General features: G+C 35.5%; 16 protein-coding genes. 13 read left to right on the top strand and 3 right to left on the bottom strand.

Going from position 1 to position 14,171, the window contains the following annotated elements:
• The first annotated feature begins 256 nt into the window (after positions 1-256).
• From ESZ48_RS07875 to ESZ48_RS07840, 9 genes are all read left to right on the top strand, one after another.
• Entirely contained in the window at positions 257-1,066 is an 810-nt protein-coding gene (locus ESZ48_RS07875) for a TrmH family RNA methyltransferase (protein WP_129016784.1), read from the top strand.
• 70 nt (positions 1,067-1,136) lie between these two features.
• On the top strand, positions 1,137-2,372 hold the full coding sequence (locus ESZ48_RS07870; protein WP_129016783.1) for a M48 family metallopeptidase: 1,236 nt from the start codon (positions 1,137-1,139) through the stop codon (positions 2,370-2,372).
• 143 nt (positions 2,373-2,515) lie between these two features.
• Positions 2,516-3,631, top strand: coding sequence for a glycosyltransferase family 4 protein (locus ESZ48_RS07865; protein ID WP_129016782.1), 1,116 nt, complete (start codon positions 2,516-2,518; stop codon positions 3,629-3,631).
• 199 nt (positions 3,632-3,830) lie between these two features.
• Complete coding sequence (locus ESZ48_RS07860; RefSeq protein ID WP_129016781.1) at positions 3,831-4,088, top strand: hypothetical protein; 258 nt, start codon at positions 3,831-3,833, stop codon at positions 4,086-4,088.
• Between the two features lie 89 nt (positions 4,089-4,177).
• A complete protein-coding gene (locus ESZ48_RS07855; protein ID WP_129016780.1) occupies positions 4,178-4,510 on the top strand; it encodes a hypothetical protein in 333 nt (110 codons plus the stop codon).
• Between the two features lie 18 nt (positions 4,511-4,528).
• Positions 4,529-4,675: a hypothetical protein gene (locus tag ESZ48_RS19270; protein ID WP_190246215.1), complete on the top strand. Its 147-nt coding sequence runs from the start codon at positions 4,529-4,531 to the stop codon at positions 4,673-4,675.
• Between the two features lie 83 nt (positions 4,676-4,758).
• Complete coding sequence (locus ESZ48_RS07850) at positions 4,759-5,289, top strand: hypothetical protein (RefSeq protein ID WP_129016779.1); 531 nt, start codon at positions 4,759-4,761, stop codon at positions 5,287-5,289.
• A gap of 51 nt (positions 5,290-5,340) precedes the next feature.
• Positions 5,341-5,799 (top strand): YdcF family protein, encoded by a 459-nt coding sequence (locus tag ESZ48_RS07845; protein WP_129016778.1) that lies wholly within the window; start codon positions 5,341-5,343, stop codon positions 5,797-5,799.
• 224 nt (positions 5,800-6,023) lie between these two features.
• Positions 6,024-6,431, top strand: a complete 408-nt coding sequence (locus ESZ48_RS07840; protein WP_129016777.1) for a hypothetical protein — start codon at positions 6,024-6,026, stop codon at positions 6,429-6,431.
• Between the two features lie 193 nt (positions 6,432-6,624).
• On the opposite strand, the gene ESZ48_RS07835 is transcribed toward ESZ48_RS07840, so the two are convergent.
• Positions 6,625-8,910 carry a glycoside hydrolase family 20 protein gene (locus ESZ48_RS07835; RefSeq protein ID WP_129016776.1) on the bottom strand — a complete coding sequence of 762 codons (2,286 nt, stop codon included), beginning with the start codon at positions 8,908-8,910 and terminating at the stop codon, positions 6,625-6,627.
• A 176-nt stretch (positions 8,911-9,086) separates the two neighbouring features.
• On the opposite strand from ESZ48_RS07835, the gene ESZ48_RS07830 reads away from it, so the two are divergent.
• On the top strand, positions 9,087-9,677 hold the full coding sequence (locus ESZ48_RS07830) for a hypothetical protein (RefSeq protein ID WP_129016775.1): 591 nt from the start codon (positions 9,087-9,089) through the stop codon (positions 9,675-9,677).
• 89 nt (positions 9,678-9,766) lie between these two features.
• Positions 9,767-9,943: a hypothetical protein gene (locus tag ESZ48_RS19265; RefSeq protein ID WP_190246214.1), complete on the top strand. Its 177-nt coding sequence runs from the start codon at positions 9,767-9,769 to the stop codon at positions 9,941-9,943.
• A 132-nt stretch (positions 9,944-10,075) separates the two neighbouring features.
• Here the strand turns inward: ESZ48_RS19265 and ESZ48_RS07825 are convergent, their stop codons facing one another.
• On the bottom strand, positions 10,076-11,299 hold the full coding sequence (locus ESZ48_RS07825; RefSeq protein ID WP_129016774.1) for a class I SAM-dependent rRNA methyltransferase: 1,224 nt from the start codon (positions 11,297-11,299) through the stop codon (positions 10,076-10,078).
• Positions 11,300-11,501: 202 nt separating this feature from the next.
• On the opposite strand from ESZ48_RS07825, the gene ESZ48_RS07820 reads away from it, so the two are divergent.
• Positions 11,502-12,344: a tetratricopeptide repeat protein gene (locus ESZ48_RS07820; RefSeq protein ID WP_223266391.1), complete on the top strand. Its 843-nt coding sequence runs from the start codon at positions 11,502-11,504 to the stop codon at positions 12,342-12,344.
• Positions 12,345-12,482: 138 nt separating this feature from the next.
• Here ESZ48_RS07820 and ESZ48_RS07815 read toward each other — a convergent pair whose 3' ends face one another.
• Positions 12,483-13,457: a hypothetical protein gene (locus ESZ48_RS07815; RefSeq protein ID WP_129016773.1), complete on the bottom strand. Its 975-nt coding sequence runs from the start codon at positions 13,455-13,457 to the stop codon at positions 12,483-12,485.
• A 252-nt stretch (positions 13,458-13,709) separates the two neighbouring features.
• Here ESZ48_RS07815 and ESZ48_RS07810 point away from each other — a divergent pair, with 252 nt between their 5' ends.
• Complete coding sequence (locus ESZ48_RS07810; RefSeq protein ID WP_129016772.1) at positions 13,710-14,159, top strand: hypothetical protein; 450 nt, start codon at positions 13,710-13,712, stop codon at positions 14,157-14,159.
• Positions 14,160-14,171 lie beyond the last annotated feature (12 nt).

The raw sequence follows: 14,171 nt of genomic DNA, 5'->3' as shown, positions 1-14,171 counted from the left end.
ATCAGTTTAGTTAAATCGTCGACAAATTAAGGATTATAAAATTAGGTAAAAACAGAAAACGAAAGGGATTATAAAATTGTTGCTAAAAAACGCATTAAAAATAAACGCAAAAGAATCAAAATCAGTGCGTATTTATGGCATTGGTGCCTAAAAACCAAGTTTCTTGAGCCAGCACTTTCGTCATTCAATTTTTCTTGAATACGAGATTTGTTCTCTCATATTCAGTAAATTTGCGACAGCAAAATACTACTAATCTGTGAATAAAGAAATAACAAGCGTTCAAAACTCCTATATCAAAGAACTCTATCAGCTCAAGGAAAAATCAAGAGATCGTAAAAAATCGGGGTTGTTTTTAATTGAAGGTGCCCGCGAAATTGGTTTGGCCATTAAAGGCGGTTATCATATGGAAACCATTTTGTATTATCCTGAGCTATGTTCTGAAACTCAGCTCAACAGTCTAAGCACCCATCAACAGACTACCATACAGATCTCGAAGGAGGTCTATCAAAAACTGGCACACCGTGACACGACTGAAGGCGTCATTGCCGTGGCTAAAACGAAATCACATGATTTAAAAAACCTCGTATTTAAGTCGGAAAATCCATTGATTTTGGTGGCAGAAGCTCCTGAAAAACCAGGTAATATTGGTGCGATCCTAAGAACGGCAGATGCTGCCAATGTTGATGCGGTAATCATTGCCAACCCAAAAACCGATTTATACAATCCCAATATCATCAGAAGTAGTGTGGGCTGTATTTTCACCAATCAGATTGCTATGGGTTCCACTTCTGAAATTATCGCCTTCTTAAAAGAAAAGCAGATTTCAATTTATTGTGCTGCCTTACAAGCCTCTCAAATCTATACCACACAAGATTTCACCAAAGCAACCGCCATTGTCATGGGCACCGAAGCCACAGGTTTGAGTGACGAATGGCTGCAACAATCCACCCAGAACATTATCATCCCCATGCACGGCGAAATTGATAGTATGAACGTGTCCGTTGCTGCAGGAATCCTTATTTTTGAGGCCAAAAGACAGCGAAATTTCTCAGAAGAAATTTCGTAATAAAATAAAACACAAATTTCAAATTCCAACTTAACTTGACATTGGAATTTTAAAGATTGGAAATCAACCCATGAACGCTACACCCCTATTCTACATCATCATCGCCATCATTGTCATAGATTTTATAGTCGATAAAATTTTAGATGCCCTAAATGCCAAACATTATAACGATCCCATTCCTGAGAAGTTGACGGATGTGTATGATCAGGTGGAATATCAAAAATCGCAGGACTATAAAACCACCAACTATAAATTTGGGCTGATTACCTCTACATTCTCACTGGTATTGACCCTGGTCTTTTTAGGGTTGGACGGTTTTGAATTTGTCGATACTATCGCGCGAAGTTATAGTGATCATCCTATCATTATTGCATTGATCTTTTTTGGGATCATCATGTTGGGAAGTGATCTCATCAATACGCCTTTTTCCTATTATCAAACCTTTGTTATTGAGGAACGCTTTGGTTTCAACAAGACTACAAAAGCCACTTTTATAATGGATAAGTTTAAAGGTCTATTGATGATGGCCCTTATTGGCGGCGGTCTTTTAGCATTGATTGTTTGGTTTTACGACGTGACCGGCACCCACTTTTGGCTGTATGCCTGGGCACTTGTAGCGGTATTCAGTATTTTTACCAATATGTTCTATGCGCGACTTATCGTGCCAATATTCAACAAGCAAACGCCTTTGGAAGCAGGCGACTTAAGAGATAAGATTTCAGCATATGCCAATTCTGTAGGTTTTAATCTTGATAAAATATTTATCATTGACGGTTCCAAACGCAGTACCAAAGCCAATGCCTATTTCTCAGGATTTGGCAGTGAGAAACGTGTCACACTTTACGATACCTTGGTAAATGATTTGGAGGACGAAGAAATTGTTGCCGTTTTGGCACATGAGGTTGGACATTATAAAAAGAAACATATCATCTTTAATCTCATCGCGTCGTTACTACTTACAGGATTGACCTTATTTATTCTCTCCATTTTTATTTCGAATCCGCTGTTGTCCAATGCGCTAGGTGTGGACATCCCAAGTTTCCATGTGGGATTGATTGCTTTCGGATTGCTCTACTCACCTATTTCTGAATTGACCGGATTTGTGATGAACCATTTTTCCCGAAAATTCGAATACCAAGCAGATGATTATGCCAAAAACACCTACAAAAGCGAACCTTTAGTAAGCTCTTTAAAAAAGCTCTCAAAAAACAGCTTGAGCAACTTAACCCCGCATCCTGCTTATGTTTGGGTGCACTATTCCCATCCGACGCTTTTGGAACGAGTGAGGAATTTGAGGAAAAACTAAAGAGGCTACATCCAATTTTAATACCTCCTAATTCATTTATACAAAAAACGATAAGAATGTTGCTACATTCACCAATCCAATCCCATGAAATTGTATATTGAGATTTTAATATTAAATTACATTCTTTTAAAGAATAATCCATTATGAAAATTGTTTTCCTAGCAAGATATCTTCCTGCCGAAGGTTCTACCACACATATTTATTCTGTTGCTAAGAATCTAATAGAGAGAGGTAATGAGGTCTATATTTTAACCAGAGGTCCTGGAGATGATCTCAGCGCAATCAAGTTATTTGAAAAAGCAAAGAAAAGTGGCGTTCGTTTTGTTAAGCTTCCCTTTCCATTATACACGACAATTAATCTTGTCTCGAAGATTAAACAATTGTTCTTTTATATTTATGCAACTCCATTTACATTATATCAATTATTTAAAATTAAGCCTGATGTGATCCATTCACATTATGCAGTTACTACATATTTGGCTGCAATTTATAGATCTTTAACCGGAAAAAAATTCATTGTAACCCATCATATTACTGGAATTCCAAAACATTTTCTAAACAGAAAGGCTGATTATGCCATTGCCATAAGTCGAGAGTTACAAGATTTTTTAATCACTTCTTACAATTACGATCCGCGTCAGGTAAAATTGATTTTTAACGGGGTCAGACCGAGCGAGGATAACATGGAAGATAGTGATGTATCAACCCTTAAAAAACAGTATAACATCCCTTTGAATAAGATTGTCTTTGGTGTTGTAGGTTCAGTAAGCCATCGAAAAGGGGTGGATGTTATTGTCGAAGCCTTTAGTAAATGTAAACATTTGAATGTTCATTTAATTATTCTGGGTGATGGTGAGATTGAGTGGCTACATCAACTTATCAATGAAAACCAGATTAATGACTTGGTCACCTTAATTCCTTTTAGAGATCCAAAGGACATTTACAGGATGATGGACGTTTTAATTCTTGCTTCGCGAAGAGAAGGCTTTCCTTTGGTTCCGCTTGAAGCGATGATGATGAAAAAACCGGTTATCAGATCAAATATCCAAGGTGCGGAGGATCAAATTATTGTTGGAAAAAATGGATATCTTTTTGAATCTGAAAACCATTTGGACCTAGCTAAGGTGATTGAGAACATCGCCCTAAACCCTAAAGTGTTAAATGAATTGGGCGAAAACGCCTATCAACATGCTATCAATAATTTTTCGGAAGACACGATGATTGATGAGATGTTAGAACTTTATCAAAGAACACTCTAATTTAAGCCTTCTCACAACAAAGATTATTTTTGGCAGTTAAATGAATTCTAAATTACAAAAGCAAACTTTACTGCATTTGCTCATAATAATTTTCATTACTTCAAATACGAACAAAGATTAAAAAGGATGTTTTTTTAAAATTTTTCACTATTCATACATTACTATGAAAAAAATTGGATTTATAATTTACTTAATAATTATGACTTCTTGTTCATCCACAAAAAATATCGGAATTATTCAAAGAGATGGAAGTTCATTTGAGAAAGCAATTATCGTAAAAAGTGTTTCGGAGGAATATGATTATGTTCGAAAGGTTTGTGCGGATTGTCAATTGCTAGGACAATCTTTAGTTTTTGAAAAAAAGAAACCTTATGACATTCTCCAATTGACAAAATCGAACGGAGAAGATATTTCTTATTATTTTGACATTTCAAAATTTTTCGGAAAAGGATTTTAATAACATTGAACTGAACGAAATAAAAAAAGACACAATTACCGTGTAAAACAATTACTTAGTACTCGCCTACTTGGTTAAAACACATTATCATGACAAAATACCTATTAATTCTACTTATTGGATTAACATCTTTAGGATGCTCATCAGATGATGATTCATCAGAAAATAACCTTGTCATATACAATCAAACGTATTGTAGCGATCCATGGGAATCTATGGAAAACAATAGAGACTTAGTAGACCAAATAATAACTTACTTCGCGACAAAAAATATTGTTATATCGAATGTGACAATTGATGATAAAGGAACTCAACAAGTTTGTTTGGCATGTTTTTGTTTAACTGGCAAGAGAATTATCTTAGAAGTCAATAAAAATGATTTAGAGGCTATAAAAGAATACGGATTTCAAGAATATAAGTAAAATAGAAGCTATAAAACTTTGGAAGACGTAGCAGTAAATTTAAAATGGCTGGAACTTAAAAAACAAACTGAAAACAGTGAGCGTTTTGGTATAACCACTTTAAATTCACTAAAAAAAATACTTTATTTAGCGAAAAGGGAATGGAAAAATGGAGACAGACTTTGAGTTCATATATGAATACAAATCTTACGGAATAACAAAACGCACAACGAAACCTTAGTCTAGATCGTCACCCAGAATTTTTAAAAATGAAACCAGAATTTAAAACCGAAATAGTTAAGACCAAAGAATATAGTAAGGTGTTTCGCATTGTTGCTACCGTACTTTTTGTGCTCACAACAACTTATCTCTTTTTAATTGACAAAGAGAACCAAAACATATATTTAAAATATGCCACATTTTTAATATACTTAATTGGAATTTATTTTTTATTGGGTCAGTCTTTTATAAAACCAAAAACCATCGGAGTTTTTAAAATATCTGATAACGTCATCCACATTGAAAAAGATGGATTGAACAAAAACGTGCCACTAAATCAATTAGAAAACATCTATTTGAAATACACCGATTACGGAAGCTGGTCTTCCCATTCCATATACGGAAATAAGAATTACATCGCCATTACTGAAACATCTGGCGAAAAATACAATTTCGAAATTCTTATAAGAAATAGAGCGTCAAAAAATGATATGGAACGGATTCTAAATAGTCCCGTATTTCATGAGAAATTTGATTTTAGACAACTAAAGAACTCCCGAACGGAATTCAAAAATTCTTAAGAATTAATGAAACACTAAATTGCTTCTGTCATAATAAGAAATTGAATCGTCATGAAAAAAGAAGTTTTAATAGTTTTAGGCAGTCCAAATTCACCTTCCGGAAAACTAAGCGATATTTCCCTAAGCAGATTAAATTATTGTGTCAATCATTATCAGCCAGGTAATCTCATACTTTGCACGGGAGGATGGGGCGCACATTTTAACACTTCGGAACATGCACATGCCTCATTGGCACGACAGTATTTAATTGAAAACGGAATTCCAGAAGCCGTTTTCTTAGATTTTGCTTTGTCAGGAAACACCGTTGAAGATGCTGTTAAAGCCAAAGAAATCCTATCTGAATTAGAGAACATTAACTTGACAATTATTACTTCCGATTACCATGTCAATAGAGTAAAACTGATTTTCAATGAAATTTTAAAAACTTATTCGATGGATGTCATTGGTGTAGAAAGTACAATGGACAAAGATGTTATGATGCATTACAACAGCATGAAAAAAAGGCAATAAATGCGATTCTTGAGAATGGACTTTATTTTTAGTAAAGTTCAGTTTGGGAATAGCTTGAAATGAGTAGTGATATCCACTTAGTCATTGTTGGTGTTTTCCGCCAACAGTTTTTAAATATCTCTGGACTTCATTCTTTGAAAGCACTCGGCAAAGATGACTCAAGAAAATCTGAATATAATGTTATATTAGTATTCCGATAAATGAATTATCAAACATTTAAGCCTATGAAAATAACATTTAACGAAAATGAAAAGTCGATTGAAATAAAAGATGGATTAAAAAAACAGTTTTTATTATTGAAAATCTCACTGGTTTTTACGCTTGCCAATTCCGTTCTTTTTCCAGTATTTGTTTTGAATAAAAAGCAATTTGAATGGATGGGTTTTATTTGGATACTTCTTGGGCTTTTTATAATCGTCTTGATTACCTATCAATTATTGAAAAAAACAGCGTCTGAAAGTCTGAACTTATCGGATATAACTTCGCTAAACGAAAAACAATTTTTTGGCAGAAAAATGTTGCGTCTAAAACTTAAAAACGGGAAGTCGAGAGATTTGATAGGCATTAAAAGCCAAAAAGATATCTCAAAAATAAAAGATTTTTTTCACACTATTGGCATTCAAACCAATTGAATAGCTTATAATCCTACGAGTTTTCCAATAGTCTACAGAACTTAAAATTTTCGCCACTTGATGTTTTCTACCTAGCCACTGTTGGTGTTTTCCACCAACAGTTCTCAAATATTTCAGACAGACCAAATTCCACATAGTCTTTACAACATACATTCTCTAGAAAAAACCCAAAACCTTAAAATCTCAGAAGCTTCTATTTTATTGAAACCTCATCAACAAACACCCAAGCATCTCCATTCCGAATATGCCAATCTGGTAATTTACCTCTGTTTTTCGCTGTGATTTTTATGAAAGAAAGATTTTGTTTCTCAAAATCAGTTTCAATTCTTTTAATGATTGGGTTTCTGTCCTTAATCGTTTCCAAGATTTCATGGTAAACTGTTTGATAGTCCTTTCCTTCTTTTGAAATGGCAATAGTGATTTCGGTTGGCAACATCACAGACGTAGAAGCAAGATGTTGAAAAAAGTTCAATCCAATATAGGACAAGGTCGTGCTTTCTCCTAAATCAATGATCACCTCAAAATCCTTCTGAGGAAGTCCTTGCCAATTTGGATCGTCACCACGCGGATTTGCATATCTATTGTCAAATAAAGCTTGATCGCCACCACCACTGTAACTTTCATTATACGGATTGGTATAGGTTACTTTCGTTTTCTCTGTAAAACTTGTAGAGAACAGCTTTTTCAATGGAAATCCAATGGCCTCACCATTTCTAAATGTTTGTGCATATACATCGATGGGATCTGAATATTGGATGGGTTTAGAATAGAGCTCCGAAGTCGTTGACGGCGTAGAACCATCCAAAGTATACCGAATGTCATAGATGCCCAGTTCATTTTGTAGTTGGAGAACATGTTTTTTGTCGTTTTTATCAAACGTAACCTCATATTCCGGAGAAAGTGCGCTCCAGGAAAAGTTGTAGCCCAAGGCTTTAAGTCTATCAAAATGAACATCGATTTTTTTAATGAATTCTTGCTCATTTTTCTGGTCTGCATTTGTCCAAAGTGCTTCTGAAAGTGCAGAAAGTCTTGGCAACATCATATATTCAATGTGGCTTAATGATTTGATCTGTTCCGTCCAAAGATTGGCTTGGCCACCAAGGATATGATGCCTTTTATCTGCTGCAATATCTTCTGGAACGGGATTGAAATGGTATACCTTAAGCAGGTTATTGTAACCACCCCATGATGGTGGTTCAAACTCGCTCGTGCCTTGATTATAATCAAAATACAGCGGTGAGGCGGGCGACATGACCACATCATGGCCCGCGTTGGCAGCTTCAATTCCGCCTTCAAAACCTCTCCACGACATCACGGCAGCTCTTTCTGGCAAACCACCTTCTAAAATCTCATCCCAGCCAATCAGTTTACGGTTTTTGGAATGCACAAATTTCTCCATACGCTTTACAAAATAGCTTTGCAATTCTTCGCCATTTTGTAAATTCTCGTCACGCATTCGTTTTTGACACCTCTTACAATTCAACCAGGCCTCCTTCCCTACTTCATCACCACCAATATGCAGATATTGGTATGGAAACAATTCCACCACTTCGTTAATAATATTCTGTAAAAACTCAAAGGACCCATCATTTCCAGCACAGTAAACGCCTGTGTTTTCAGCGTCCTCGCAAATGAATTCAGGATAACATTGTAAGGCTGCTTCCGAATGTCCAGGCATTTCAATTTCAGGAATCACATCAATATAACGTTCGGCGGCGTAGGCCACAATTTCTTTGATATCATCTTTGGTATAAAAGCCGCCGTACACTTCTCCTTCACCGTCTTCATAAGTTGACTCAAAGTCTTCCCATGGTTTTTTATGTTCTTTTACTTTTCGCCAAGCGCCTTTCTTGGTCAATTCAGGATATTTATCAATTTGAATTCGCCAACCGATTCCATCCACCAAATGCCAATGAAGTTTGTTCATTTTATGCATGGCTAAAATGTCAATCACTTTTTTAACCGAATCCTTTTCCAAAAAATGTCGCGACACGTCCAGCATCATGCCTCTCCAGCCATACTCCGGACTATCTTCAATATCGACAAAATTAAGTACAGGATTTTTTATTATGGTTTTTGGTGTCAGTAACTGCTTCAAGGTCTGTATTCCATAAAACACTCCTTGGTAGGAATTGGCGTTGATTAACACGCCTTCCTTAGAAACTTCTAAGTGATACGCTTCTTTTTCCGAGTCTTTGTCATTCACTATAAATTGGATGGCATTTGCTTGTGATTTTGCCGTAATTTTTAGATCCAGATTAAAATTTTCATTCAAAAAAGAATTTAATTCTTTCGCAATCCATTGGCCTTCTTTTGAACTATCTACTACAATAGTCGTGTTTTCTGTAATTAAAAAACTTCCTTCTTGGTAGTTTATATAATTTGGTTGTGGAATGATGCCTGTTTTTTCTACAGTCTCCTTTTTACAGGAAAACGTGATCAATAAAACACAAAAAAAGAAGGGTCTAAAAAATCTCATAGTTTTGGAAGTGTTACTTTAAGAGCGACAAGATAATTTAATTTTATAACAGATCCGATCGTTTAGAAATCTTTCAAATGTTATCGTTCTCGATAAAACACGATTCTAATTTCTGTTTTCTTTAAAAGTTTCCAATAAGTTTTGTAACTTAAGCAGTCCAATTATAAAATTCAATTATGAAAAATTTATTTCTTTTATCCGTTCTAATCTGTTTCTCCTCATCGTTTGGCCAAACAAAGATTCCTTCCGCAGAAAGTCAAATCAAAACAGCGCTATATGCCTGTCCTGAAATGTATCAAGAAGGCGCGAAAATTTTAGGTTATAACCAAGAAGGCAAGCTCATTACCATACGTGAGGGCAACAACGGCTTGGTCTGCCTGGCCGACGACCCGAACAAAGATCGCATCAGTGTGTCTTGTTACAGTGATAAGTTGGAAGCATATATGGCCAGAGGTCGCGAATTTATTGCTGAAGGCAAAACTGAGGAAGAAAAGCGTGAAATGCGTAAAAAAGAAATCGATGCTGAAGCCTTGTTGATGCCAAAAGAGCCGGCTGCCGTTTATGTGGTAAATGCGAAGCAGGAAGATCACGATTTTGAAAGTGGGGAATTGAAAAACAGTAGAATTCGCTATGTATTATACAGACCTTATATGACCGCAGAAGAAACTGGTTTGCCTACCCAACCTGGATTACCAGGCATGCCATGGCTGATGGATGCCAATACGCACCGTTCGCACGTTATGATCACACCTGCAGCCGAAAACTAAAAGATCTACTTTCCTTTGAAATTTAAATATGGAATTTTGCTATATATCAGCGAAATACTAACTAATTTTAATGCTATAAATCTCAAATAATGAAGAATCTAATTTATCCTTTAAGTTTAATAGCCTTTGCTATCTGCCTCTTTTTAATCATTCAATATCCAGATTCTGGTAGAATGAATATGATTGCTGGCGCTCTTGCCACTATAGGATTCGTGCTGAATATTATAGGCTATGCTCTAGTAAAAAGAAGACAGATTGCAGTTTAAAAAATAGACTTCAGTTTAAATATTTGCCATTGTTGGTAATTCATTTCCGCAGTGGCAAAATATTTTTATACCCTATGGATTCGCAATAAAAGCATTAGTTGACGCTGTCGAACTTAATCATTCTGCTGATATTCAGGAACTGAATTTATAATAACCACATTTTAAATAGGCGCCTTCCTTAAAAGTAACGGGATGATCGCTGTCATGGTAGGTTTGATCTTGCATTACAAATTGATGTCCAGAAGCTCTAAGGGCACTTTCATTGATCTCGAAAAAATCTTCGGCCACTACGCGCGAAGAACACGAAGCCAATACCAAAATACCTTTAGCAGATACCAACTTGGCACCTAATCGCGCCAACTGGGCATACTTATGTTTTGCCGTAGCCACTTCCTTTTGGCTTTTTGCAAATGATGGCGGGTCAATGATCACCACATCATAGGTATATCCGTCTTCAATTAATTGTTCAAGAATCAAAAATGCATCGCCAGCCAAGGTGAAATGATTGTCCACAAAACCATTTAAAGCAGCATTTGAAGTTGCCAATTGCAAAGCTTGTTTACTAATATCAACACTGGTCACTTCTTTAGCCCCACCAGCCAATGCATGAACTGAAAATCCGCCAGCATAAGAAAAAACATCCAGAACCGTTTTATTCTTGGCTAAGACGCCAACTCTCTTTCGGTTTTCGCGATGGTCTAAAAAATAACCTGTTTTATGCCCTTTAATGACATTGGCGGTGAACAAAACACCGTGTTCTACTAATTCTACTTCTTCGTTTTCTAACGTTCCGTATAAAATCATGCCATCTTTTAAGTCAAAATGATTCTGTGATTGAAGATTTCGGCTAAGACGTAAAACCACAGTTTCACATCCCGAAACCTCAATTAATAACTCTAAAATGTCTTTTAAATATGGAAACCAAATGGCTGAATATAATTTCACAACCATCACCCCTGCATACACATCTGCAATGAATCCTGGGAATCCATCATTTTCCCCAAACAATAAGCGGTAACTATTGGTGTTTGTTTCCAACAATGGTTTTCTTAAAGCAAATGCTTCTGTAATCTTCTCTAAGAAAAATGACCTATCAATATTTTTACCGCTATAATAATGCAGCATTTTAATTTGAATTGGTGACTCCGGATCATACAAACCAACGCCGTACACATCATTGGATTTTTGTCTGAATAAAATAGCGATATCTCCTGCGTTTCCAGGTTTGTTGATCTTCTCAATATTTTTCGAGAATACCCACGGATGGGCAATTTGCATGACCAACTTTTCAGCTGCAGGATTTAATTTGACAGCTAATCGTTGTACTTGAATATTCGGAAGGTTGTAGTGAAACATATTTAAAGGAAAAACATACAAATTTAGCCTTATAAATACTATTTCCTTATGGACATGGATATTATTTTCTAAATTGTGCCACCAAAAAGACGCAAAAATTCTTCGGACTTTTATATCGCTATTCTTACGAGAGACAAAATTAACATCACGAAGTAAGTTTTATTCCACAGTGATATTTCAACCAAACATTTGATAAAAAACAATGAATTCCATCAATAAAATTTTTCTCGTCTTTATAATTCACCTAGCCTTCAGCAGTTGTCAAAACAAAATAAAATCAGGAGAAAAGGCAATAGAGATCGAAACTTCTGAATCAAAAGCACATAAGCAAAAACAAGACTCCATCAGTTATGAAACTCTTAGCAACGCTTATAATTATCATTTATACTCACAAGAGTATCAATTGCAACTTGATAAAGGGTTGGCAAAGGATTCTACAATTGCTTACTTATGGCAACAAAAAGCAATGCCATTATTTAAACAAGGTAAATATGAAGCAGGCATGATCTACATTGATAATGCTGTAAATTATGACCGACGACGCTATCAAGATTATAGAGCTTTTATTAAATGCATATTTGCCAAAACTTATAGAGAAGCCATTATCGATTTTGAAGACTATAAAAAACGTTATGGAGATAGCTATGTTATGGATCATACATATGACTTCCACATTGCACTTTCCTATTTACAACTTAACGAATTCAAGAAAGCAGAAGAAATATTTGAAAAAGACTATCAGAAACAGCTCGATGAACACGGCAAAGATTGGCTGCATCCTGTAGATTTATTTTATTATGGGATTAGCAAATACGAGCAAGGGAAATACCATGACGCCATAGCATTGTTTGATTTAGCACTTGGGATTTATAATAATTTTTCGGATGTTCAATACTACAAAGCCATTTGTTTAAGTAAAATTGGCAAAATTGAAGCCTCAGATGAATTACATGAATTAGCTGAAATCAATGGCAAAAAAGGCTATACTTTTAATGAGGACAATGTTATTTATGAAAGATATCCGTATCAAGTGAGATGGCGATAAAATGCTGAGCAACGAATCTTATATTCTTCGAAATAGTTGTAGTATTCCATCAACAGGAATTTAACACGGTCTGATTCTATTTCCTCTGAAGTAATTAGATGATCAATAGCCTAATGTTTTGCTTTATTCAGTGAACCATTAATACGGTAAGCTGATAGATTCTGGATCAACAAAATCCTGGGTATATGGGTTTTCAAGAAAACTCAATCGAGGTCTTTGAGGCGGAAGGATATGATCTTTTTCAATCCCGTAAACCTGCCAGTAATTGGAGAGCAATTGGGCATAGACATCTTCATCCCAAAACCCAAATTTCGGGGGTTTTGCCGTTTCGTCAATTTCTATCGTAATGCCATCATCTCCATTTTCAATTTTGTATTGAGGTGCATATTGTAAGATATAATCTGTGTAATGAAACCTCGCGTACAACTCTTCAAACTGAACCGGATGTAAAACGTGATCTTTCATCTTTTCAAGAACTTCTTTTTGATTCTCCTTGATGACCCCATTATCTTGTAGGCATGCAATGAATCCGAAACCATCTACTCCAAAAGAAAACATTAAATTAATAGTATCATCGCGATAGCTGAAAATATCGGCAGAATATTTAAGTGGAAAGACGACAATACTCCATGGTTTTTTTCCAATGAAAGTGATCGGTTCTATTATAGATTGGAGCATGAGATGAAATTCGCTGAACCGCTTTCTGAGCAACGGCGATAATTGGAACTCCTCACCTTTCTTTAGCAACACATCTCTTTCATAACACATTTCATAATATAAAAGGCCATAGACCATTCTGCCAGTCCATTGAAAAAGCAATTCTTGATCAAGGGTGGCCATTCCTTCATATCCTTTTTCATAAGCCGATTGAATTTTTAGGTCTAGGTCGTCAAAAGCTAATTTTACTTCTGGCGAACATGGCAAGACAAGATCTTCATAATGATAAGACTTGGCTTTATCCATCATCTCTACTCTTTCATCACCAAATTTAAAATGAGCCATCAGCCACTCAGGGAAAACGGTCATTTTCTCATTGGTCAAGACTCCAGAAAGAAAGCAGAAATGTTCGTCGAAAATCAAATCCTGAAAAGGATTATAAAGCATTTGGGACATAAATAGTCGGAAAATTAAGATTTTTAAAGTCTGGCAAAGTTAGCCATAAACTATCGTTTCTATAATAGATTTTCGGATGAAATTCTGTAAAAAGTAAAGCAGAAGCAAAAATTTGAAAAACTATATGCAAGATAAAAATGGTAAGTTTTGAAGGATTGATTAATTTTACATTAAATAAAAACGGAACTGATATGAGGAGCACTTCACTCTTCAAAACTCCTTTTTTTTAAACGAAACAAATTTCAAAAACACATGAGCTTTCACACCATAATTTCAGAATTTAGAACGAAGCTTGCGAGTCCAGAAACCCAGGCTAACATCACACCTACCGATATAGACCAGTTTTATAATAAACTGAACAACCTTAACTTTCTGTTCTTTAAAAAATACTACAGAAAATACATTGATAATCTCAATCGGTTGAAACCAGATCCAGAAGATAAAAATCCTGATTGGACGCTTTTGCAAGTCGCCATAGCAGAGAATGCATACAAGCCCACCAAGCCATTGGACATTTTTATACATCGTCTTAAGTATGATTATCCACTGACTTCAAAACCTTTTGTGGCATATCAAAAAAAGCAAAATCTAAAGAAACTTAATGCCCCGGTAAAAGCTGTTAAAGAAGAGACCAAGCCCAAAGCTGAAAAGGAATGGATACGGGTACCGATTCCGCGGCATCGACCAAGACCTAAAAATTAAATGCAAGGGTTT

This window comes from Gelidibacter gilvus (assembly GCF_004115975.1).
GTDB classification, from domain to species: Bacteria; Bacteroidota; Bacteroidia; order Flavobacteriales; family Flavobacteriaceae; genus Gelidibacter; species Gelidibacter gilvus.
The sequence above is the reverse complement of the archived record's forward strand: the minus strand, read 5'-3'. Positions and strand labels throughout refer to the sequence as shown.

Bases quoted from the DNA above. Each gene is read 5' to 3' on its own strand.
- ESZ48_RS07870 (WP_129016783.1), top strand. From the start codon at position 1,137: ATGAACGCTACACCCCTATTCTACATCATCATCGCCATCATTGTCATA.
- ESZ48_RS07865 (WP_129016782.1), top strand. From the start codon at position 2,516: ATGAAAATTGTTTTCCTAGCAAGATATCTTCCTGCCGAAGGTTCTACC.
- ESZ48_RS07860 (WP_129016781.1), top strand. From the start codon at position 3,831: ATGACTTCTTGTTCATCCACAAAAAATATCGGAATTATTCAAAGAGAT.
- ESZ48_RS07855 (WP_129016780.1), top strand. From the start codon at position 4,178: ATGACAAAATACCTATTAATTCTACTTATTGGATTAACATCTTTAGGA.
- ESZ48_RS07850 (WP_129016779.1), top strand. From the start codon at position 4,759: ATGAAACCAGAATTTAAAACCGAAATAGTTAAGACCAAAGAATATAGT.
- ESZ48_RS07845 (WP_129016778.1), top strand. From the start codon at position 5,341: ATGAAAAAAGAAGTTTTAATAGTTTTAGGCAGTCCAAATTCACCTTCC.
- ESZ48_RS07840 (WP_129016777.1), top strand. From the start codon at position 6,024: ATGAAAATAACATTTAACGAAAATGAAAAGTCGATTGAAATAAAAGAT.
- ESZ48_RS07835 (WP_129016776.1), bottom strand. From the start codon at position 8,910: ATGAGATTTTTTAGACCCTTCTTTTTTTGTGTTTTATTGATCACGTTT.
- ESZ48_RS07830 (WP_129016775.1), top strand. From the start codon at position 9,087: ATGAAAAATTTATTTCTTTTATCCGTTCTAATCTGTTTCTCCTCATCG.
- ESZ48_RS19265 (WP_190246214.1), top strand. From the start codon at position 9,767: ATGAAGAATCTAATTTATCCTTTAAGTTTAATAGCCTTTGCTATCTGC.
- ESZ48_RS07825 (WP_129016774.1), bottom strand. From the start codon at position 11,299: ATGTTTCACTACAACCTTCCGAATATTCAAGTACAACGATTAGCTGTC.
- ESZ48_RS07820 (WP_223266391.1), top strand. From the start codon at position 11,502: ATGAATTCCATCAATAAAATTTTTCTCGTCTTTATAATTCACCTAGCC.
- ESZ48_RS07815 (WP_129016773.1), bottom strand. From the start codon at position 13,457: ATGTCCCAAATGCTTTATAATCCTTTTCAGGATTTGATTTTCGACGAA.
- ESZ48_RS07810 (WP_129016772.1), top strand. From the start codon at position 13,710: ATGAGCTTTCACACCATAATTTCAGAATTTAGAACGAAGCTTGCGAGT.